The following is a 20,783-nucleotide window of genomic DNA, read 5'->3' on the forward strand; positions in this document are numbered from 1 at the left end:
AGAGAACCCATGCAAGACACGGTGGTAAAACTGAAGGTCGACAATGTCGCCAAGTCCTTCCACACGCAGCCGCGCGGCGGCGGGGCAGAGACTGTGAACACCATTCTGGGCGGCGTCAGCTTCGATGTGCCCGAAGGCGAGATCGTCTCGATCATCGGCGAGAGCGGCTGCGGCAAGACCACCCTGCTGCGCATCATCACCGGCCTGATCGCACAGGACGGCGGCGAGATCGCCATCGATGGACGGGCGGTGACGAAGCCGGGCCGCGATCGCGGTCTGGTGTTCCAACAGCCCAATCTCCTGCCCTGGCGCTCGGCGCGCGAGAATGTGGAGTTCGGCCTTGAACTGATGGGCAAGACCGAGGAGCGCCTGACCCGCGCCGAACGCGCCGCGCGCGCGACGCAGCTGCTCGAACTCGTCGGCCTTGGCCATGCCGCCGATCAGCTGCCGCACCAGCTTTCGGGCGGGATGCAACAACGGATCGGTCTGGCACGGGCGCTTGCCATTAATCCCCAGATCCTGCTGATGGACGAGCCGTTCAGCGCGCTCGACGCCCAGACACGCGAGGTTCTGCAGGCCGAACTGCTACGCATCCATGCCGAGACCGGCAAGACCACCCTGTTCGTCACCCACGATCTGGACGAGGCGATCTACCTCAGCAACCGCATCGTCGTGCTGGCCGCGCGCCCCGGACGCGTGCGCAAGATCATCCCGATCCCGTTTTCCAGCCCACGCCCGCCGCTGCCTGAACTGCGCGGCGATGCCACCTTCCAGTCGATCCGTGCGGACATCTGGAACCTTATCCGCGGAGAGGCGGTGGCAGCATGACCGACACCGCCCTTGCCACCGATGCTTTCGTCCACCGGACGTCCGATACTTCCGAAAGGAGCCACGCCATGTCACCGGCCTCCGCCATGCCCGCCCCCGTACCAGAAACACCAGCGGAAGCAGGCGCGGCCTTCGTGCCGCCGCCTGCCGCCGCACCGCCGCGCAAGCGCGACCTGTCCGCCATCGTGCGCCTTGCCTCGATCGTGCTGGTGATCGGCGCCTGGGAAGTGTTCGGACGCCAGATCAACCCGCTGTTCATGTCCTACCCCAGCGCCATCGTGCGCGCCGGTATCGTCATGGCAGGAAACGGAGAACTGCTCACCTCGCTGCTCAGCAGCTGCAAGATCCTGCTGATGGGATTCCTGCTCGCGGTTGGTCTTGGCGTCGTGTTCGGGCTGCTGATCGGGCGCTATCGCTATTTCGATGCGGCGACCGACTGGTTCGTCAACGCGCTCTATGCAACGCCGCTGGTCGCGCTGATCCCGCTGGTAACGCTGTGGTTCGGCCTTGGCGATGCCGCCAAGCTGTTCATCGTCACGCTGATGGCGATCTTCCCTATGCTCATCAACACCGCCGCCGGTGTGCGCGACGTGCCCCGCTCACTGATCGAGGTCAGCGATGCCTTCGCCGCCAACGAATGGCAGGTGTTTCGCAAGATCATCCTGCCCTCGGCCGTGCCGTTCATGATGACCGGCGTGCGCCTTGCCATCGGCCGCGCGATCATCGCGATGGTCGTCGCCGAGTTCTTCACGGCGATCACCGGCCTCGGCGCACTGATCGTGAAGTACGGCAATCAGTACGACACCGCCTCGATGTTCGTGCCGATCCTGCTGCTGATGGCGATGGGCGTGATCCTCACCAGCCTTGCCAAGCGGGCCGAGCAGATGTTCGCCCCCTGGCGCGGCAGCAAGCGCGACGGCTGATCCCGCCGCTCACGTCCTGACCTTCCCAGTGCCGCTTTCCCGTCGCCCCGCCCCGCTTTCATGCGGCGACGGGAACGGGAGACGGCTGCCCACCGGAGACCTGCCATGAGTACGGACACGCAGACGCTTACTTTGCGCACCAACCTTGCCGACTACCCCGTTACCCGCGCGATGAAGGACGGACGCGTCACCTCGCCGCTAGTGACACTCGATTTCTGCGGGCCGAAAACGGCGCATGACGGGTTCAAGCCGATGCTGCGCGAAAACGCCTACGATTGCGGCGAACTCGCCATCGTCACCTGCCTTCAGGCTATCGCCTACGGCAAACCCTTCGTGCTGCTGCCCGCACCGATTTCTGGGCGGTTTCAGCACCGCTGCGCCGGGTTCAACCGCGAACTCTATGACCTCGCGCCCAAGGACATCGAAGGCCGCCGGGTGGGCGTGCGCACTTATGCGCAGACCACCGGGCTATGGGTGCGCGGTATCCTCAAACACGATTACGGCGTCGATCTCGACAAGGTTACGTGGTGCACCTCGGACGATGCTCACTTGGCCGAATACAGCGACCCGGCCAATTGCGAGCGCCTTCCCGAAGGCGCCTCGATCCCCGACATGATGCTGGACGGATCGCTCCCCGCTGCACTGCTGGGAAACGACATGCCGAAAGATCCGCGCATCCAGATGCTGATCCGCGATCCCGAAACCGCAGCCCGCGCCTGGTTCGCGCGCGAAGGCGTGGTTCCGATCAACCACATGTTTGTGATCCATCGCGACATCGCACACGAGCGCCCCGACGTGGTACGCGAGATCTACCGCATGATCGGAGAAAGCCGTGCCCTTACCGACGGTGGCGCGCCCGATCCCTATCCGCCGATGGGCTTCGAGGCCAATCGCAAGGGCATCGCCATGGCGATCGACTGGGCCTTCGAGCAAAAGATCATTCCTCGCCGCATTGCCATAGAGGAATTGTTCGATGAAACCACGAAAATGCTGGCTGGCAAATAGGCCAATTGGGAGGCATCGCCGGGCTTGATCAATACGCACGCCGGATATTTGGTCTGAGCCGTCCCGAGCTTGGGAGAAACTCATGATGATGAGTCATTACGAAAGCTGACAGTCCGTATCTTATATCGTGGATAGAGTTCCAAACGTCACGAATTGGTCGCGACTGCCGGATAGCTGCCGGTCTGGACCTGGACGTCGAAACTTGGCGGCTGAGCGTCTTGGGAGGGTCGAGACTAAATCAGTTTCTTGCCGACATTCGTTCTATTTGACGCAGCACAGCGCGAGGATCGAAGGGCTTTGTGACAAACATGGAATGATCCGGAAGATCTGCCATATTAGACTTTACGGCACCTGATGCCACAATCAAGATGGTCGGCGGGTAGCGGTCGCGGATGAAATGGGCGAGGCGTATCCCGTCCATCGAGCCTGGCATCTGGACATCGGTCAGCACGATCTGGATCGCTGAATTGTTGTTCAATACTCCTATCGCCTCGTCGGCATTGCCTGCTTCCAGCACGCGAAAGCCATGATCCTCGAAAAAGTCCATGAGGTCATGGCGAATGAGCGGCTCGTCCTCGACGATGAGGATCGCTCTTTGAAGTGCCTGACCCATTATTGTGCCTTTATAATCCCGTTGTCGCCGTCCAACGGTGCAACGAGGCTGAATTCCAAACCGTCTGTCGGGTAGCTCAACCGCGCCTCGCCGCGGAAATAGGACTGCAAGGATCGCTCGATAAGGCGGGATCCGAAACCGCGCTTGGTAGGCGGCGAAACGGCGGGGCCGCCTTGTTCCTTCCAGCGCAGGGAGAATTGCCGTTCGTCACCTGTCCCCACGACTGTCCAATCAAGGGTTACGGTCCCTGCATCGTTGCTCAAGGCGCCATACTTTATCGCGTTTGTCGCCAGTTCGTGAAGTGCCAGCGTGGTCGCAAGAGCGGCTGAGGCGTCCAATGTAACGGATGGCCCTTCAATCGAGATGCGATCTCGCTTGCCATCAACCGCAGCCAGCCCGGCCCGGATCACGTCGTGCAGATCGGCGGCGTGCAAGGAGGTGGCGGTGAGAATGTCTGCCGCATGGCCTAGCGACACCAGCCTTGAGGAAAAGGCTGCTGCTGCATCTTTCAGGCTTTCGGCATCCCTCAAGGTCTGACTGGCAATCGACTGGACCATGGCAAGGATATTCTTGAGCCGATGGTTGAGTTCGTCATTCAGAAGCCGCTGTTGGGTGCGGGCGGCTTCCAGCGAGGTATGGTCGCGCGACACCGACAAAATGCGCTCGACCTGACCGTCCTTGCCGATAATCGGAGAGACCGAGATCGACCAATACTTGGGCGTGCCGCGAAAGGTGTCGGCGGCCGCTTCGAAATGGCTCGACTGCCCCCGCTTGGCAGCGTCGATTGCCGCGTTTGCATGGCCGGTGCCGTCGCCCTTCAGCATACCGGGCCAGGGGCAGCCTTCCAACTCGGCGAAATGGTCCACCTCCATCACGGCCATGCCGCCTTCGCTCATGAAGGAGAGGCTGCCGTCCAGTTCGACCACCTTGATGCAGTCGGTCGATGCCGCGAGCACGTTGCGCATGAAGTGCTCGCTGTCGTGCAGCTTTGCCTCCGCTGCGTCGCGCTGGCGTTCCGCGAGGATGCGGGGCGTGCTGTCCGAGGCCACATCCAGCAGCCCCATCACCTCGCCATGTTCGTCACGAACCGGCGAGTATGAGAAGGTCCACCAGGTTTCCTCAGGAAAGCCGTTGCGGGTCATGAGGAGCGGCATGTCGATCAGGTTCGAGGTCTCGCCCGCATAGCCGCGCTCGACCAGAGGGCCGATGTCATCCCATATCTCTGCCCAGACATCGCGGAACGACATCCCCAGCGCTTGCGGGTGTCGCGCGCCGAGGAATGGCGCATAGCCGTCATTATAGAGAAGCGTGAGGTCGGGCCCCCACAGGAGGCACATGGCATGGCCCGATGCCAGCATGAGGTCGACGGTAATGCGCAGGCTTTGGGGCCATTGGCTTTGAGGACCGATCGGCGACGAATCCCAGTCATACCGATCGATCAAATCCGCCATCGGGGCGGAAGGGTGCCCATCGGTGGACAAATCGACGCTCTCTTCCATATCCTGATTGCTGCTCCACTATCCTGCGCTGCCGAATAGGGAGAGCCGGGTCTGTCGCGATCAACGCGCAGGCGGTCGATCGGTTCGGCGTCCAGTGAAATTTCGGTGCCGAAGATGTCGATAGCATACGCTGGTGTAATCGATGACCACTCCTAGTCGGGATCACGGAGTTTTACGACGAAAGAATCGGCAGGGATCGCCGCTGTATTTGTAGTTTTTGCGAAGCCGTGATCTGAACCGAATTGCCCGAATGCTCTCTATCAAGAGCGGCAAATTCCACTGCTCACGCTTGACGGCGACAGGTCCATCTCCCTGGGTCAGGCATCTATTCAGGTCAGGGCTTCTCGCAAGTGCCGGCAATGCGCTTTCCACTGCCGGTGGTAAGTATACGCACGGGCTTGCCGTCCTTGGTTCCCGTGCTCGTGGTCGAGATCGCGTAGCTTGTCGATGTATAGGTTCCGCGCGACGACACCAGCAGACCATCGGGGAAGCGCTTGTTCGTGCAGAACGTATCGAACTCCAGCTTGCCATCGAGCATCGAGAGCTTGCGCAGCTTGCAGGTTGCGTTGTCGTCGCCTTGGAGCAGGCGTTCCGGGTGATACTGCGCTTCCTCGGCGCTGGGGCAATTGCGACGGATGGAATGTCCGGCCACCAGCTTGATAAGCCATTGCGGAACGCCGGGAACGCTGGCGCTCACGAGGTTGGTGTGATGCTCCCACTGACCCGGCGCGAAACCGGGAGAGGTCGTGCCCGGCGCCAGGGTGAGCACCGCAAATGCCAGCGCCGGTGCGATCACTGTCGCCGAAATCCTCATCATTGATGTCCTTGATCTGCGGAACAGGAAACCGAAGATACGGAGACATGACCGCGATGGATGCGTGCACCTATGCTCGGGATCGCAATTATGATCGGGACGTTAAGGGCTCAGGAGAGGGTGGCAGGGCGCGCCCCGACGGAAGGACAGCCAATGAAGGCGTGGATCGGCAGCTATCTCGTGACCGGTCTGGTCTTTCTGGCGTTCGATGTCGTTTGGCTCAGTCTGACAGCGAGCCGCCTCTACAAGCCTGAGCTGCATGGCTTGCTGCGCGACGGCTTCAGTGTCGTTCCAGCGGCAGCGTTCTATCTAATCTACATCGCAGGGATTTTGGTGCTGGCGGTATGGCCTGCGCTGGCCGCTGACCGATTGTTCGGGGCTGTCATGCGTGGCGCCGTGCTCGGTCTTGTCGCTTATGCGACATACGACCTCACCAACCAGTCCACCCTTCGGGGCTGGTCCGGGCTGGTGACAGGGGCCGACTTGTGCTGGGGGACGCTGCTTACGGGCGTTGCGGCTGGGGCGGGCTTTCTGGCGATGCGCTGGATAACCGCGCACGGATAAATCGCCATAGGATGAGTATCGACAGCACAGAAGCGCTAGTGCCATTGAGGCGTTTCAAAGCGGTGTAGGCATGGGCGTCGAATTGCGCCAAAGGCATGCCAGAATGAGTGCCCAGCAGCAGGCCCGCGACAGTAGCGCACAACAGCGCCAAACCGACAGGCCATTCGCGTCTCCGGAAGCCGAGCACGGCGATCAATGCGCACGGCATCAAGAAATACCCGACACCCGAAGCCTCTCCCAGGGCCTTGGTGGCTATAACGGCGTTGGTTATGCCTGCCAGAGGAAGTAGCCCCCGCCCCGTCAGCGAATGGCAGCGTGCAAGCGGCGGCACCCACAGGAAAAACGGCGTGGACAGAAAGGTCCAGCAGGCCACCGTCCATCCCGGCCCCGTCATCCACAGGACGTAGAGCGGGTACGTCGGCTGGCTCGATGCGACCAGCAGCGCGATGCCGTTTGCGGCACGGTTCAGCGGATCGGGGCGCCATGCATAGGCGCGCAAGCGGCCTGCCACGGTCATATCGAAGCGCGCGTGATGCAAGGGGCAGGCGTCACACGGGATCGGGGGCGGGCCTGAGGCGGAAATGACTGACGCCCCATTCCGCGCCGTCGGCATGACCGAACAACCCCGCCGTCGCGAGATAGAACAGGCGCCAGCGTCGGCGCCAGAGCCGGGCCTGCGTACCGTACACGTCGCGCAGGACGGCATCGATCTCGGCCCGGTTGGCATCGAAGCGGGCCAGCCAGTCCTGCGCTGTTTTCTGGTAATGCCTGCCATCCCAGCGCCATTGCGCCTCTATCTCGAAGTGTTCGGGGAAATGGGCGATCAGGGTGTGGCTGGGCATGATGCCGCCCGTGAAGAAGTGCTGTGCGATCCAGTCGGTCCGGTCACGCGTGTCGAAGCGATAGGGCTGGCTGCGATGGGAAAAGACGTGGAGAAACAGCCGTCCCTCCTCGGGCACCAGCCACGAGCGTGCTCGGGCCAGAAGCGAAGCCCAGTTGGACATGTGCTCGAACATCTCCACCGACACGATGCGATCGAAGCGTCCCTGCGGCTCGAAATCGTTCATATCCGCCGTGATGACCGTCAGGTTCGTCAGCCCCCGCGCCGCCGCCTGCGCCTCGATATGCTCGCGCTGGGGGGACGAGTTCGACACTGCGGTGATCTGCGACGTCGGAAACCGTTCGGCCATGAACAGACTGAGCGAGCCCCAGCCGCACCCCAGTTCCAGAACGCGCATCCCGTCGGCAAGATCGGCATGGGCGACGGTTTCCTCCAGCGCCAGCACTTCGGCCTGATCGAGCGTCTCGCGTCCTGTCGAGTACAGGCAGCAGCTGTACTTGCGGCGGGCGCCCAGCGTCAGTTCGAAAAAGCGAGGGGGCAACTCGTAATGCTGCTCGTTCGCCTTGTCGGTATGTTCGGCGATCGGATGATCGGCCATTGCGCGGGCGAAGGCGGCATCTGACGGAGGCACATCGTAGAGGCTCTTCACCCGAGATCCCACCAGGAAATCGATGCCGACACGGGTCAGCACATCGGGCAGAGGCGCCGTTTCGACAACGCGGATGGCGGTAGCGATGGGATTCATGGCCGGTGGTGCTCCTCGATGCGGGGAAGAGGCCAGAACGCGCGGATGCGCCTCTGGGTATCGCGAAAGGCGTCCCCCGCGAGCGCAGCATGTGCGCTTCGAGCGGGGGAATGCCGGAGACATGGACGAGCAGCCAGTACATGAAGAGCGGACCCGACAGGCTCACCCAGCCCCAGAACCAGCCCGCTGCGAAGCCGCCGTCCGGCCCAATTGCGATCACGGCATAACCGCACCAGCCGAGCCATTCGAAAAAGTAGTTCGGATGGCGCGACAGGCTCCACAGGCCCGTCTGGCAGACGGCACAGCGATCGGTGCAAGCGCGGGTAAAGGCACGTAACTGGGCGTCAGCTATGGTCTCTCCGACAATCGCGCCCGCCAGCAGCAGCGCGCCTGCGATATCGCTCCACGCGACGCCCGGTGCCGGATTGTGCGCGGCGACAAGGATCGAGACGGCCAGCAGCCATCCGGCGGCTGCCTGAATCTGGAGGAAGCCGAACAGTCTGACCTCAAAGTGCTCCCCCCATTCGTTGCGAAGCGCCGCATAGCGGGGATCGTCGTGCCCTGGCTTGATGCGCCGCGCGATATGGGTGCCCAGTCGCAGCGACCATGCGACAGCCAGCGCGCCCACCAGCGCTTGCCGAAGCGTGATTTCGCCATCAAGCGGCGCCAGTGCGCCCGCCGCTCCCGCCAGCCCGACAGCATAGGACCAGATCACATCGGTCCAACCCGAGCATCCCGGTCTGCGCGCGACAAGCCAAACCCCCGCCATTGCGAAGGACAGACCTGCTCCCAGTACGAAGACGAGGAAAACGATACCCATGGACGCAGATACGCAAGGTTTCGCGATTTGGATGCCTCGCCGGTTTTTTCGTCATCCAAATCCTCAGTCGCTGCGTACCTGTTTGAGCCGGCAAGAGCGCCCGGCGATGTGGAGAGACACGAATGCAGGCAGACGGTACGCTGAATATCGCCATCGTCGGCAGCGGCATTTCCGGGCTGTCTGCAGCGTGGCTGCTCTCGCAGCGTCACCGTGTGACGCTGTTCGAGGCGGACGCGCGGATTGGCGGACATAGCCACACCACCATGGTCGACGGGATTCCGGTCGATACCGGCTTCATCGTCTACAATGAGCAGACCTATCCCAATCTGACCGCGCTGTTTCGCCACTTCGATGTGCCGACCAAGCCGACCGAGATGACCTTTGCAGTGTCGCTAAACCGGGGGCGGCTGGAATATTCCGGCACGGACCTTGGAGGTCTGTTTGCCCAGCGCCGCAATCTGGCATCGCCCCGGTTCTGGTCGATGCTGCGCGATCTGGAGCGTTTCTATCGCCGTGCGCCGCGTGACCTGCCGGACATGGGCACGGTTGGTCTTGGCACCTATCTTGACGGGCTGGGCTGCGGCGCGGCCTTCCGCGACGATCACCTCTATCCGATGGCCGCCGCGATCTGGTCCACCCCGGTGCGCGATATTCCGGGCTATCCGGCTGCTGCCTTCGTGCGTTTCTGCGAGAACCATGGCCTGCTGAAGCTGGGCCGCCGCCCTACCTGGCGCACGGTCGAGGGCGGAAGCCGCGAGTATGTCGAGCGCCTGACGCGAACGTTCTCCGGAAGCATCCGCGTATCGCAACCGGTGCAGGCGATCCGACGCCTCGGAAGCGCTGTCGAGATCGAGAGCGGCGGCCATCGTGAACGGTTCGATCATGTGGTGATCGCTGCCCACGCCGATCAGGCGTTGCGAATGCTGACGGACGCCAGCGACCACGAAACCCGGCTGCTCGGAGCCTTCGCCTATCGCCGCAACGAAGCGGTGCTCCACTCCGACGCAGCGCTGATGCCCCAACGCGAGCGGGTCTGGTCCAGCTGGAACTACGCCTCGGAACAGGGCGAAGGCGCGCCGGCGCTTTCCGTGACGTACTGGATGAACCGGCTTCAGGGCATCCCGGACAGCCATCCGCTGTTCCTGACGCTGAACCCGCTGAGCGAGCCCGATCCCGCATTGGTCCATCGGCGCGATATCTATCATCACCCAATCTTCGATGCAGCTGCCGGAGCCGCCCAAAAGGAGCTGTGGTCGCTTCAGGGGCACCGCCACACCTGGTTCTGCGGCGCGTATTTCGGCGCCGGTTTTCACGAGGACGGGTTGCAGGCGGGCCTTGCCGTGGCCGAACAACTGGGCGGTGTGCGGCGGCCATGGATCGTCGAGAACGAATCCGATCGGATCCACGTTACTGCGCGTTCGTGCCTGTCGGTCGCAGCATGACCGGCGCCTCGGCCCTCTATGTCGGGTCGGTCATGCATCGACGGGTCAGGCCCAAGGTGCACCGCCTGCGCTATCGCATCTTCTCGCTGTTGCTCGACCTTGATGAGATCGATACGCTGGACCGGCGATTGCGCTTGTTCTCGCGCGGTCGCTTCAATCTGTTCTCGTTCTACGATCGCGACTATGCGGCGCGGACCGGCGAGCCTTTGCGCCTGCAGGTGGAGCGTCATCTGTGCGAGGGCGGGCTCGATCCGGACGGCGGCGCGATCCGGTTGCTGACCATGCCGCGTATCCTCGGGTTCGCGTTCAATCCCCTGAGTGTCTATTTCTGCCATCGCCGCGACGGACAGCTGCTTGCGATCCTGTGCGAGGTGAACAACACCTTCGGTGAACGGCACAGCTACCTCCTGCCAGCCCGGGAAGACGGCCGGTTGTTCCGGCAGGATTGCGCCAAGACATTCCATGTATCTCCATTCATGGCGATGGATCTGCACTATGCGTTTCGGCTTGTCGTACCCGGCGAGGATCTGTCGATCGCGATCACGACATCGGACGCGCAAGGCCCGGTCCTCACCGCCGTTCACAGTGCGCAACGCAAAGCATTGACCGACAGCGCGCTCCTGCGGGTTTTCGTGACGCAGCCGCTGCTAACGGTCAAAGTCGTGGGCGGCATCCTGTGGGAAGCGGCGCTGCTATGGCGCAAGGGCGTGCCGGTTCATGATCGCCCGGCGGCGCCAACTCAGCGTATCACGGTGGCCCGGACATGACCCGCAAAAGTCTTATGACGCCGCCCGATGCCGCGTCGATTAACGACGCGCGGCGCAATTCGGAGCCGGCACAGACCGGACCATGGCTGATCCGGCGTGTGCTGGCACAGCTTGCCTGTGGGCGCCTGACCGTGATCCTGCCCTCCGGACGAACGATTGCGCATATCGGTACATTGCCGGGCCCGCATGGCGTCATGAAACTGCACAACCACCGCGCCTTTCGCCGTCTGCTCACGCGCGGCGACGTCGGTTTCGCGGAAGGCTATATCGCCGGGGACTGGACGAGCCCGGACCTGGCCGCATTGATCGCCATGGCGGCGCATAACGTGGCGCGGCTGGACCGTATTCTGGAAGGCTTTGCGCCGGTCCGCTGGTGGCGGCGTCTGTCCCACGCGCTCAAACGCAACTCGGCCAAAGGTAGTCGGCGCAATATCCTGTTCCACTACGATCTGGGAAACGCCTTCTATCGCCTGTGGCTTGATGACAGCATGACCTATTCATCGGCCTGCCGAATCGAGACCGGACAGTCGCTGGAGGCGGCGCAGCAGGACAAGCTGGCGCGGATCGTCCAGCTTCTCGATCTCGAAGAAGGTTCGCAGGTGCTGGAGATCGGCTGCGGCTGGAAGGCGCTTGCCACCCGGATCGCCGGTCTGGGCGCCTGCGTGAAAGGGCTGACCTTGTCGTCCGAGCAACTCGTTTATGCCAGCAGGCACGCGGCGGAGGTAGGGCTGGCTGACCGGGTGGACCTGCGTTTTCAGGACTATCGTGAGGAAATCGCCCGCTACGACCGGATCGTCTCCATCGAAATGCTCGAAGCGGTGGGCGAGGCCTACTGGCCGGTCTATTTCGAACAGCTTGCGCGCTGCATCAGGCCTGATGGACGGGTCGTGCTGCAGGCGATCACCATTCGTCAGGACCGGTTTGCCTCCTACAAACGCAATCCCGACTTCATCCAGCGTTACATCTTTCCGGGCGGTATGCTGCCCACGATCGACATGCTGAAGCAACAGGCCGAGCACGCGGGCTTTGCCGTGATCGGTGAGGAAAGGTTCGCCGAAGGCTACGCCGATACGCTGGCCATATGGCGCGAACGGTTCGAGGCGGCTTGGCCGCAGATCGCGGCGCTGGGCTTCGACAACCAATTCCGCCGGCTATGGACCTACTACCTCAGCTATTGCGAGGCGGGATTTCGCTCCGGCACCATCGATGTTGGCCTCTATGTTCTGGAGCCGCTGCGACGATGAGAGCGCAAGGCGGGGGCTAGGTCGCCACCAGCTTTCCGGTCAGGATAACCGGGCCGGTCGGCTGGCCGGTCGGCGAACCGCCCAAAGGCTCCACCGACACTGCCAGCGTCGCCCCCGCAGCCATGGCCGCCGACGCGCCTGTCGGCACTTTGGCCCAGTCAGGAGCGGAGGGATCGAATACGCCCATCGAGCGCGGTTTGCCGTCTGCCGGGATCACCCAGAGCTCCGGAGAGTGGCCCTTCACCTCCAGCCCGGTTGCGGCGGAGGTCATGCGTCCGCTCGCCGGATCGAAGCTGACCGTCACCACGCCCTTTTCGCCAGTCAGCACCGCCACCATCGGCGCGGACGCTGCCGCCTGCTGCGCCACCGGCACCTGTACGATCACGCTCTCCGGCTTGCGCAGCGCGACCACGGCCAGAACGACGGCGGCACTGCCAGCCATCAGGGTTGCGGCCTGCCACCAGCGCAGAGACGTATTCCCAGGCGCCTTCGGGGTGACGTCGTTGGCAGGCAGTCGCGCCTCGATCGCGCTCCACACGGACGGACGAGGCGCTTCGCCGGACCCGGACAGCATCGCACAGGCATGCGCCTGCCAGCGGGCGTGGGCTGCGGCAAATTCGGCATCGCTGCCCAGCCGCGCTTCGGCCGCGCGCAGGTCTTCGCCATCGATCAGGCGGAAGGCCATCTCGGCGGCCAGTAGTTCGTCGTCATCGGAAAGCGGCGTGGTCATTGCAGGCAGTCCCGCAGCTTGAGCAGGGCACGGCGTATCCGGCTCTTGATCGTCCCCAGCGGCGTCGCGGCGCGGTTGGCGAGTTCAGCGTATGTGGAGCCTTCGAAAAAGGCGATGCGAATAAGTTGATGCTCGCCATTTTCCAGCGTGCCGAGGCAATGGGCCAGACGCTGTTCGTCCTCACCCATTTCCAGCAGGTCCGGCGCGGCAGGCGCATCGTCTGCGACTTCGGCCGCCAGTTCGATCGGGCTTGTCGCGATCTTGCCATCTGCGCGCAGGCGATCGACCGCCCGGTTGCGCGTTAGCGTGATGAGCCATGTCATGGCGCTGCCGCGTGAGGGGTCGAACGCTGCTGCACGCCGCCAAACCTGGAGATATGCCTCTTGCAATGCCTCTTCTGCCTCGTGTCTCACAGGTAAGATACGGAGGCACACGCCGAATAGTTTCACCGAGGTGCGACGATAGACTTCCTCGAACGCTACCCTGTCGCCATCGGCGACGCGTTGCAGCGTTCTGGCAAGGCTGATGGCGCTCATGTCGGAAATCGTCGTATCCATGTGCATCCATCGACCGGCGAGCAACGTAGCTCCATCGAAGCAGACACTATAGCGTGGGAAATTCCTTGCAAGGAGGGATGTTATGAAGACGGTGGCACAAGATAACCCGGATCGCCGTGAGGTTCGCTGACCGACGCCGTGCGCGGATGGGCATCGCTTTGTTGCTAGGGCTCCTTGCCTCGGCCTGCTCTCCGCTCAAGATGTTCGATACCGTCATGCCGAAGGACGGCGGGACTGTATTGGCCGTGCGCGGCGCAGCCTTTGGTCCCGATCCGCGCCAGCGCGTGGACGTCTACACGCCCAAGGCTCGCTCGCTTGCACCACGGCCGATCATCGTCTTCTTCTATGGCGGATCGTGGAACTCGGGAACACGGACTGGCTATGCGTTCGTCGGGCGCGCGCTGGCCGCGCGCGGGTTCGTGGTGGCGATCCCCGATTACCGCCTTGTCCCACAAGTGCGCTATCCCGCCTTCCTGGAAGACAACGCGGCCGCCGTGCGCTGGGTGCGATCCCATGCGGCGGAATTCGGCGGTGACCGGGATAGGCTCATCCTCGCTGGGCACTCTGCCGGGGCCTACAATGCGGCGATGCTGGCCCTCGATCCCCGATGGCTTGGCAAGGATCGCACTGCCGTTCGCGGCTTGATCGGACTGGCGGGCCCCTACAACTTCCTGCCGTTCGAAGGCCCTGTGGTGGAGAAGACTTTCGCGGGCGTCGAAGACCCTATCTCAACCCAGCCCGTCCATTTCGCAGGTCCGGGCGACCCATCCGCCTTTCTGGCAACGGGGGACAAGGACAAGCTGGTGCGCCCGGCGAACAGCGATGCGTTGGAACGCCAGCTGAAAGCCGCCGGCGTCCGGGTGGAGCGACAGCGCTATGCCGACGTGGGGCATGTGGGTCTCGTCACCGCGATTGCCAAACCCCTTCGCGGACGGGCCAGTGTACTCGACGATATGGCCCGCTTTACCCAGCAGGTCAGCACATCGAGATAGGAAAACCTCCGGGAATAGGAATGCGAAAACGGAGTTTCTGCACCGGGGAGGTAAAAAAGCCAGCGACTGAGTGGACATAATGGGTTGGAAACTCAGTTCCATGTGCATGAAATCGGTGCTTCGACTGCGTGTTTCCAGAACCGGCTTCCGGTCAGGTTGTGATTATATTTTATCCTGACAAGTTCTACCCCAAAGCGCAGAAGGCCCGGCATGAAGGTTCGATCCATCTCCCGCAATGTTATCGCGTGTTTCTATGTCGCTGCCGGAGTGCTCCACCTTGCGTTACCGACCCCATTCGTCGCAATCGTTCCAGGTTGGGTGCCCGCACCTGATCTGATGGTTATGCTGACCGGATTAGCGGAAATTTCCGGTGCAATCGGAATAATGCAATGGCGACTTCCGAGTTTACGCAAGGCTGCGGCATGGGGGCTTGCCATTTACGCAGTGTGTGTCTGGCCTGCGAACTTCCAGCATATGTTTATCGATCTGGCAAAGCCCGACCACGAATACATGCTCGCTTACCACATTCCCCGGCTCATGCTTCAACCCGTCTTGATCTGGTGGCCGCTGTGGACAGCCCGCGTGATCCAATGGCCTCTCCGTTACGGGCATCCTTGATTTTTGGGGCGGGGTCTAGCGCCTCAAACTTGGTGGAGGCTTAGGAAATTTGACGGCCTGCGGAGTTGACGGTCCGGTCTTGGGCGATTGAAATCCGCAGTCGAACGACCGGAATGGGTCGGGCTCGTTGGCGACTAGGATTGCACAACAAAGATTTTCAGCGGTCTTGGAAGACATGAACCAGCGCTACGACGCTTCCTCAGCCGCGACCATGATCATCACCTCGATCAATCCGCGACTGAGGAAGTCAGTTTCGCCTGCTCGTTGGCCTGGTCCCAAACTGATCGAGCGCATCGGGATTGTCACGTCCCCATGCATAAAGCAATTCTACCGGCTCAACGAAACGCATGCCCAGCGCCGTCAGGCGGTATTCGACCGCTGGCGGAATAGCGCTCTGGACATGGCGGCTGATCAGGCCAGTTTCTTCCATATCGCGCAGAGTCTGCGTCAGCATCTTCTTGGAGATACCCGGAAGGCTTCGCTGCAACACACCGGTGCGGCAAACGCCACCATGGCGTGCATGCAAGGTGTGCAGCACCATGCTGGTCCATTTGGTCGCGAAAAGCGACAGGACACGGCGCGGTGCGCAGTCCTCGCGCCATTCTTCTTCAGCGGTGCCGGGGAGCATGGCTGGTTACCTCTTGGTGCCTAGTGACCTATTTGGTGCCGTCTAGAACCAAACGCGCATCCTGCCTAGTTGAGTTGCTCTTGAACGAGACGAAGGTGACGATCATGGCGAAGACGGCGTTGGTAGTGGGCGCTAGCGGCATAGTGGGAAGCGCGACGGCTGCATTGTTGGTCGAGCAGGGCTGGACGGTTTACGGGCTGTCCCGGCGCCCGGTCGAGCAACACGGCGTACTTCCCATCCTCGCCGATCTGCAGGATGCGCAGGCTACTTCTGCAGCTCTTGCGCAGATCGACCCTGATGCGGTCTTCATCACCACCTGGTTACGCCAGGACAGCGAGGCTGAAAACATCCGGGTGAATGGCGCCATGGTTCGCAACCTGCTCGCCGGCTTGCCGAAGGCTTCACGCTCACGTCACGTCGCGCTGGTCACCGGGCTCAAACATTACCTTGGGCCGTTCGAGGCATACGGCAAAGGCACTCTGCCTCAGACGCCCTTCCGTGAAGAGCAGGGTCGGCTCGATATCGAGAACTTCTACTATGCTCAGGAAGACGAACTGTTTGCGGCGGCACAGCGCGATGGCTTTACTTGGAGTGTTCATCGCCCCCATACGGTCATCGGCAAGGCGGTTGGCAACGCCATGAACATGGGAACGACCCTGGCTGTCTATGCGTCGCTGTGTCGGGATACCGGCCGGCCATTCATCTTCCCGGGTTCGGCGGCCCAATGGAACGGCCTGACCGACATGACCGACGCCGGGCAACTGGCGCGTCATCTGCTATGGGCGACGGAGAGCGAGGCAGCCCACAACGAAGACTTTAACGTGGTCGATGGCGATGTATTTCGCTGGCAATGGATGTGGGGCCGGATAGCAGACTGGTTCGGCATCGAAGCAGAGCCTTTTGATGGAACCGTCCGACCTTTGGAACAGCAGATGGCGAATGATGCCGATAACTGGCGGGCACTAGCCGAGCGTGAAGGTCTGATCGAGCCGGATCTGTCGCGCCTCGCATCGCCCTGGCACACCGATGCCGATCTTGGCCGCCCCATTGAGGTCGTGACGGACATGTCAAAAAGCCGGCGACTCGGCTTTACGGCATATCAAGCGACCGACGACGCCTTTTACGCGCTATTTGAACGGCTCCTCGCGGATCGTCTCATCCCGTAATGCTGTACCGTTAGTCGTTATCCGGCTGCACCTATCTATAGTATATTCATTTTAGGGGGTCTAATTCTCGGATGAGATCGATGAGAAGCCGCAAGGCGGTCGGTACTTGCCTACGCCCGGAGTAATATGCGTGAAGGCCTTCGCCCATAGATGCCCAATCACCCAGCACGAGATGCAGCGCGCCGCTTTGCAAATAAGGCCGGACTATCGGCTCTGCACCGTAAATGATACCGGCGCCGCCAAGGCCAAAGCTTAAGGCTGGGTGACTACTGTCAACGGTCAAGGGACCGGGCATTGTCACGGAGACTGTTTCCTCGCCGCGCTCGAACTCCCAGTCGTACACTTGATCGTTGCCCAGGCGGATGCGGATACAGCGATGATCCTGGAGGTCTTGCGGGACGACCGGCGTGCCGAAGCGTTCGAGATAGGCCGGCGATGCCGCTGCGACCCAGCGGATGTCGGGCGAAAGGCGTTGCGCGATCATATCTTCCGGCACCGTGCCACCGTACCGTATGCCCGCGTCGAAGCCGCTGGCGATGACATCTATCAGCCGATTGCTGACGCTGATGTCGACTTCCACTTCCGGATAGCGGTCGACGAAGATGGGCATCACAGGCCCAAGCAGAAGCGGCACTGCATCTTCGAGGACGTTGATCCTTACCCGGCCGGTCGGCGTATCGCGGAAACGGTTGAGATTTTCTGCCGCATCGTTGACGGTCTGCAACGGCCCCTCGATCGAGGCCCGAAGTTCCTCGCCGGCGGCGGTAAGCGTCACACTTCTTGTAGTTCTGTTCAATAATCGCACGCCTCGCCGCGCCTCCAGTACGGAGATGGCGTGGCTCAGCGCGGAGGGGGTAACGCCCATTTCCAGGGCCGCACGCCGGAAATTACCGTGCCGCGCAATGGCGAGAAAATAGAGAAAATCCGCGAGGTCGGCACGACTTATCTGCATTGGCCCAGACTATCACGCTGTTGAGCTACATTCATCAGTTCATTGCGTGCCGGGGCGCTAATCCTGCTCGTCCGGGTGCCCTAGATAAGCGTCATGTCGATCGCTCAGGACGAACGATCGCGAACTGGATGCTGGCCTTCATGATCAAGCGCGCAATCTTTCTTGCCGGTCTCATGTCGCTCGCAGGCGCTGCATCGGCGCAGAAAGGACCGACCAACATGGACATTTCACGCAAGGATGACCTCAAGACCGTCGACGGACCATCTGAATACTTCACCGGCAAGGTCACGATCACCGGGCAATTCCAGCGCCCGGACCCGTCTCGAATCAGCGGCGGGATCGTCCATTTCGAGCCCGGCGCGCGCAGTGCCTGGCACACGCATCCTGCCGGGCAGACGCTGATCGTGACCGAAGGTGTGGGCTGGACCCAGATCGAGGGTGGTGGGAAGTACGAGTTCCATGCCGGCGATATCCTGTGGTGTCCGGCCGATCATAAGCATTGGCACGGCGCCACCGCGCACGAGGGCATGACGCATATTGCCATCCAGGACATGGTCGACGGCAAGAACGTCGTCTGGATGGAGAAAGTGACCGACGAGGAGTATTTCGCTCCCCTGGCTAGCGACTGAGCGCATGCCCCATGTCGTAGTGAAGCTCTACCCCGGCAAGTCCGACGTGCAGAAGCGGGATCTGTCCGTTGCGCTCGTCAGCGATATCACCCGCATCCTGAATTACGGGGATGAGGCGGTGTCCGTTGGCTTCGAGGAAATCCAGCCCGATCAATGGTTCTCGCTTGTCTACGATCCGGACATTCAGCGCAGGTGGAGCACGCTGACCAAGGTGCCGGGCTACGGTCCGGGGCCCAGGGCCACGAATAAAGATGAAGGCTGATCCATGAACCCTGTTTATGATTTCAAAGGGCAGGTCGCGCTGGTGACCGGCGCCGCCAAAGGCATGGGGTTGGCCGCAGCGCGCGCCTTTGCCGCAAATGGCGCGTCGGTAGTGTTGGCCGATATCGATGGCGGATTGGCCGCTTATGAAGCGCAGCGGATCGTCAGCGAGGGTGGCACTGCAATCGGGACGGCCTGCGATGTCGCCGACGAGGTCCAGGTGGCAGGGATGATAGACCTTGCGGTCGCACGCTATGGCCGGCTCGACATGGCGTTCAACAACGCCGGAATCCAGGTGCCGCCGTCCGACGCGGCCGACGAGCCGCTTGAGAACTTCGAGCGCGTTACCGCTGTAAACCAGCGCGGTGTCTGGGCCTGCATGAAGCACGAGTTGCGGGTGATGCGCGCGCAAGGCTCTGGCGCGATCGTCAATTGCTCGTCGCTCGGTGGCCTTGTCGGCCTGCCGCAGCGCGCCGCTTATCACGGCACCAAGCACGCGGTGATCGGTATGACCCGTAGTGCCGGGGTCGAATATGCGTCGCGCGGCATCCGCATCAATGCCGTCTGCCCCGGCACGATCGACACTCCGATGGTGCAGGACATGCTGGCCGGACAACCCGGAGCTATGGCCGATATTATGAGGGAGCAGCCGATCGGTCGCCTCGGCCATTCCAACGAAATTGCCGCCGCCGTGTTGTGGCTGTGCAGTCCGGCAGCCAGCTTTGTGATTGGCGCCGCGTTGCCGGTTGACGGTGGCTTTACCGCGCACTGATGATGCTGGCCGCCCAGTTCAGCCGGCGAACCGCTATCTTTATGTTTGCCATGACGACCATGCCATGGCCACTCACTGCAGGAGCAGAGACGATGTCCATCGAACCTACCAACGCCCGTAAATCCTTTGGCGACATTGCGCCGCACCTCGCCGAGATAACTGACAAGGTGTTGTTCGGCGACGTTTGGGAGAACGCGGCGCTGAAACCACGCGACCGCAGCCTGGTGACGATCACCTGCCTCATCGCGATGTACCGCATCAACGAGATGCCGTTCCACATCAAGAAGGCGCTCGAAAACGGTGTAACCAAGAGCGAGATCGTCGAGGCCGTCACCCAGATCGCCTTCTACGCCGGATGGCCGCCTGCGATGACGGCGCTACCGATCCTGAAACAGGCTTTTGAGGACGCGGGCGTTTAGGTGGTGATCACCCGGCCCGCGCGTATATTCGCGGCATTCGTCGGCGCGATTGCGCTGGCCTTGCCAGGAAGGAGTGCCATGGCGGAACCAGTGTGCGAGCCCATCGTTCGTATCGCGGAACTGGACATCGATCCAGCCCAGCTTGATACCTATAAGGCACTCCTGAGCGAGGAGATCGAGGCTGCGGTTCGGTTGGAGCCGGGCGTGCTTTCACTGAATGCCGTCTCGGTGAAGGGCCATCCGGCGCAGATCCGCATTGTTGAAATCTACGCCGATAAGGTCGCCTATGAGGCGCATTTGATGTCGCCGCACTTTCTCAAGTACAAAAACAGCACCGCAGCGATGGTGCGGTCGCTCAGGCTCGTTGAAACCGATCCGATCCTTCTCCGCGCCAAAAGCCCGGGTGCGGGAAGGTTTATGTAATTCTTGCCAAGCGGGAGAAATTTCTCCAGTCCAGCGTCTTGTTTTGCCGGTCGAGAAAGTCGCAGGCCTTGAGCGACCAGGACATGAAATCCGCGCCCATCCCGAAATCGTAGTCATCTTTCTTGCGCTGCAACATCGTCAATACGGCGAGGATGATGGCTTCTCCCTCGGACAGAAAGGCGCAGTCCAGCGGTGCGATGATGATTTTCTGATTGCTGGCCATGTTTCGCAAGATGCTGAATACCAGCATAGCATCATCGTCAAAGCTGCCCGATTTTTTGCCTCGCAAGGCTGCAACGATGCTTCGTTCGACGGCGGCCAGCCGGTTCATGCGCGTCAAAGGCATTTGGGCCTTTGGCCGTCGAGGCGTTGGATTGCGCCGGTAACGGGGCACCCTATCCGTTGCCACGAAGACGGGATGCAGAGATGTGGCGTCCTCAAAACTATTGCGTTGCATTTGCATGATGGCAGACTATCCGGCAGAAACAGCTGTGGCCATGTTGCGGATGTGATGTTGGGGTAATTTGTGCC

25 protein-coding genes and 1 pseudogene are annotated in these 20,783 nt (G+C 61.8%); 15 read left to right on the top strand and 11 right to left on the bottom strand.

All coding sequences use genetic code 11. The annotated features are described in order from the left end of the window. Nucleotides 1–9: 9 nt before the first annotated feature. The 3 genes from CI805_RS16465 to CI805_RS16475 all read left to right on the top strand — a co-directional run bounded on the left by CI805_RS16465 (nt 10) and on the right by CI805_RS16475 (nt 2,756). The gene (locus tag CI805_RS16465; RefSeq protein ID WP_260929279.1) at nt 10–828 is read left to right on the top strand and encodes an ABC transporter ATP-binding protein; all 819 of its coding nucleotides are present in this window, start codon (nt 10–12) and stop codon (nt 826–828) included. Further along, nucleotides 825–1,751: an ABC transporter permease gene (locus tag CI805_RS16470; protein WP_260929281.1), complete on the top strand. Its 927-nt coding sequence runs from the start codon at nt 825–827 to the stop codon at nt 1,749–1,751. The genes CI805_RS16465 and CI805_RS16470 overlap by 4 nt, the downstream gene beginning before the upstream one ends. Before the next feature lie 105 nt (nt 1,752–1,856). Further along, nucleotides 1,857–2,756: a phosphate ABC transporter substrate-binding protein gene (locus CI805_RS16475; protein WP_260929283.1), complete on the top strand. Its 900-nt coding sequence runs from the start codon at nt 1,857–1,859 to the stop codon at nt 2,754–2,756. A gap of 238 nt (nt 2,757–2,994) precedes the next feature. Here the strand turns inward: CI805_RS16475 and CI805_RS16480 are convergent, their stop codons facing one another. From CI805_RS16480 to CI805_RS16490, 3 genes are all read right to left on the bottom strand, one after another. After that, entirely contained in the window at nt 2,995–3,369 is a 375-nt protein-coding gene (locus tag CI805_RS16480) for a response regulator (RefSeq protein WP_260929286.1), read from the bottom strand. Beyond that, nucleotides 3,369–4,868 (bottom strand): sensor histidine kinase, encoded by a 1,500-nt coding sequence (locus tag CI805_RS16485; protein WP_260929288.1) that lies wholly within the window; start codon nt 4,866–4,868, stop codon nt 3,369–3,371. Before CI805_RS16485 ends, CI805_RS16480 begins: the two co-directional genes overlap by 1 nt. Before the next feature lie 334 nt (nt 4,869–5,202). After that, on the bottom strand, nt 5,203–5,685 hold the full coding sequence (locus CI805_RS16490) for a DUF3617 domain-containing protein (RefSeq protein WP_260929290.1): 483 nt from the start codon (nt 5,683–5,685) through the stop codon (nt 5,203–5,205). Between the two features lie 150 nt (nt 5,686–5,835). Between CI805_RS16490 and CI805_RS16495 the strand changes: the two genes are divergently transcribed. Next, nucleotides 5,836–6,246, top strand: coding sequence for a DUF2177 family protein (locus CI805_RS16495; protein ID WP_260929292.1), 411 nt, complete (start codon nt 5,836–5,838; stop codon nt 6,244–6,246). On the opposite strand, the gene CI805_RS16500 is transcribed toward CI805_RS16495, so the two are convergent. From CI805_RS16500 to CI805_RS21195, 3 genes and pseudogenes are all read right to left on the bottom strand, one after another. Next, nucleotides 6,185–6,763 carry a hypothetical protein gene (locus tag CI805_RS16500; protein WP_260929293.1) on the bottom strand — a complete coding sequence of 193 codons (579 nt, stop codon included), beginning with the start codon at nt 6,761–6,763 and terminating at the stop codon, nt 6,185–6,187. The genes CI805_RS16495 and CI805_RS16500 overlap by 62 nt on opposite strands. Nucleotides 6,764–6,794: 31 nt before the next feature. Continuing rightward, nucleotides 6,795–7,832, bottom strand: a complete 1,038-nt coding sequence (locus CI805_RS16505) for an SAM-dependent methyltransferase (protein ID WP_260929294.1) — start codon at nt 7,830–7,832, stop codon at nt 6,795–6,797. A gap of 133 nt (nt 7,833–7,965) precedes the next feature. Next, a pseudogene (locus CI805_RS21195) lies at nt 7,966–8,652 on the bottom strand (DUF1295 domain-containing protein); the annotation flags it as partial. Between the two features lie 122 nt (nt 8,653–8,774). On the opposite strand from CI805_RS21195, the gene CI805_RS16515 reads away from it, so the two are divergent. The 3 genes from CI805_RS16515 to CI805_RS16525 are packed head-to-tail and all read left to right on the top strand — an operon-like array spanning nt 8,775 to nt 12,105. Continuing rightward, on the top strand, nt 8,775–10,094 hold the full coding sequence (locus CI805_RS16515; protein ID WP_260929296.1) for an NAD(P)/FAD-dependent oxidoreductase: 1,320 nt from the start codon (nt 8,775–8,777) through the stop codon (nt 10,092–10,094). Next, complete coding sequence (locus tag CI805_RS16520; protein WP_260929297.1) at nt 10,091–10,861, top strand: DUF1365 domain-containing protein; 771 nt, start codon at nt 10,091–10,093, stop codon at nt 10,859–10,861. The genes CI805_RS16515 and CI805_RS16520 overlap by 4 nt, the downstream gene beginning before the upstream one ends. Continuing rightward, a complete protein-coding gene (locus tag CI805_RS16525; RefSeq protein ID WP_260929298.1) occupies nt 10,858–12,105 on the top strand; it encodes an SAM-dependent methyltransferase in 1,248 nt (415 codons plus the stop codon). Before CI805_RS16520 ends, CI805_RS16525 begins: the two co-directional genes overlap by 4 nt. A 16-nt stretch (nt 12,106–12,121) precedes the next feature. Here the strand turns inward: CI805_RS16525 and CI805_RS16530 are convergent, their stop codons facing one another. Further along, a complete protein-coding gene (locus tag CI805_RS16530; RefSeq protein ID WP_260929299.1) occupies nt 12,122–12,835 on the bottom strand; it encodes an anti-sigma factor domain-containing protein in 714 nt (237 codons plus the stop codon). After that, nucleotides 12,832–13,392, bottom strand: coding sequence for a sigma-70 family RNA polymerase sigma factor (locus tag CI805_RS16535; RefSeq protein WP_260929301.1), 561 nt, complete (start codon nt 13,390–13,392; stop codon nt 12,832–12,834). The genes CI805_RS16530 and CI805_RS16535 overlap by 4 nt, the downstream gene beginning before the upstream one ends. A gap of 200 nt (nt 13,393–13,592) precedes the next feature. Between CI805_RS16535 and CI805_RS16540 the strand changes: the two genes are divergently transcribed. Together CI805_RS16540 and CI805_RS16545 are read left to right on the top strand one after the other, a co-directional pair. After that, the gene (locus CI805_RS16540; RefSeq protein WP_260929302.1) at nt 13,593–14,384 is read left to right on the top strand and encodes an alpha/beta hydrolase; all 792 of its coding nucleotides are present in this window, start codon (nt 13,593–13,595) and stop codon (nt 14,382–14,384) included. 210 nt (nt 14,385–14,594) lie between these two features. Next, entirely contained in the window at nt 14,595–15,002 is a 408-nt protein-coding gene (locus CI805_RS16545) for a DoxX family protein (protein WP_260929304.1), read from the top strand. Nucleotides 15,003–15,249: 247 nt separating this feature from the next. Here the strand turns inward: CI805_RS16545 and CI805_RS16550 are convergent, their stop codons facing one another. Next, nucleotides 15,250–15,630: a winged helix-turn-helix transcriptional regulator gene (locus tag CI805_RS16550; protein WP_260929306.1), complete on the bottom strand. Its 381-nt coding sequence runs from the start codon at nt 15,628–15,630 to the stop codon at nt 15,250–15,252. 104 nt (nt 15,631–15,734) lie between these two features. Here CI805_RS16550 and CI805_RS16555 point away from each other — a divergent pair, with 104 nt between their 5' ends. Continuing rightward, nucleotides 15,735–16,796: an SDR family oxidoreductase gene (locus CI805_RS16555; RefSeq protein WP_313958604.1), complete on the top strand. Its 1,062-nt coding sequence runs from the start codon at nt 15,735–15,737 to the stop codon at nt 16,794–16,796. A 46-nt stretch (nt 16,797–16,842) separates the two neighbouring features. On the opposite strand, the gene CI805_RS16560 is transcribed toward CI805_RS16555, so the two are convergent. Then, the gene (locus CI805_RS16560) at nt 16,843–17,748 is read right to left on the bottom strand and encodes a LysR family transcriptional regulator (protein ID WP_260929310.1); all 906 of its coding nucleotides are present in this window, start codon (nt 17,746–17,748) and stop codon (nt 16,843–16,845) included. On the opposite strand from CI805_RS16560, the gene CI805_RS16565 reads away from it, so the two are divergent. The 5 genes from CI805_RS16565 to CI805_RS16585 are packed head-to-tail and all read left to right on the top strand — an operon-like array spanning nt 17,748 to nt 20,252. After that, complete coding sequence (locus CI805_RS16565) at nt 17,748–18,377, top strand: cupin domain-containing protein (RefSeq protein WP_260929311.1); 630 nt, start codon at nt 17,748–17,750, stop codon at nt 18,375–18,377. The genes CI805_RS16560 and CI805_RS16565 overlap by 1 nt on opposite strands. A 4-nt stretch (nt 18,378–18,381) precedes the next feature. Next, nucleotides 18,382–18,639 (top strand): tautomerase family protein, encoded by a 258-nt coding sequence (locus CI805_RS16570; RefSeq protein ID WP_260929313.1) that lies wholly within the window; start codon nt 18,382–18,384, stop codon nt 18,637–18,639. Between the two features lie 3 nt (nt 18,640–18,642). Continuing rightward, nucleotides 18,643–19,410 (top strand): SDR family oxidoreductase, encoded by a 768-nt coding sequence (locus CI805_RS16575; protein ID WP_260929315.1) that lies wholly within the window; start codon nt 18,643–18,645, stop codon nt 19,408–19,410. Continuing rightward, entirely contained in the window at nt 19,410–19,829 is a 420-nt protein-coding gene (locus tag CI805_RS16580; RefSeq protein WP_260929319.1) for a carboxymuconolactone decarboxylase family protein, read from the top strand. Before CI805_RS16575 ends, CI805_RS16580 begins: the two co-directional genes overlap by 1 nt. Next, nucleotides 19,830–20,252 (top strand): putative quinol monooxygenase, encoded by a 423-nt coding sequence (locus CI805_RS16585; RefSeq protein WP_260929321.1) that lies wholly within the window; start codon nt 19,830–19,832, stop codon nt 20,250–20,252. Here the strand turns inward: CI805_RS16585 and CI805_RS16590 are convergent. Next, nucleotides 20,245–20,583 carry a hypothetical protein gene (locus CI805_RS16590; protein WP_260929322.1) on the bottom strand — a complete coding sequence of 113 codons (339 nt, stop codon included), beginning with the start codon at nt 20,581–20,583 and terminating at the stop codon, nt 20,245–20,247. The two genes, CI805_RS16585 and CI805_RS16590, sit on opposite strands and share 8 nt — an antisense overlap. Between the last annotated feature and the right edge of the window lie 200 nt (nt 20,584–20,783).

The organism is Novosphingobium sp. 9, assembly GCF_025340265.1.
In the GTDB taxonomy this organism is placed as follows: domain Bacteria; phylum Pseudomonadota; class Alphaproteobacteria; order Sphingomonadales; family Sphingomonadaceae; genus Novosphingobium.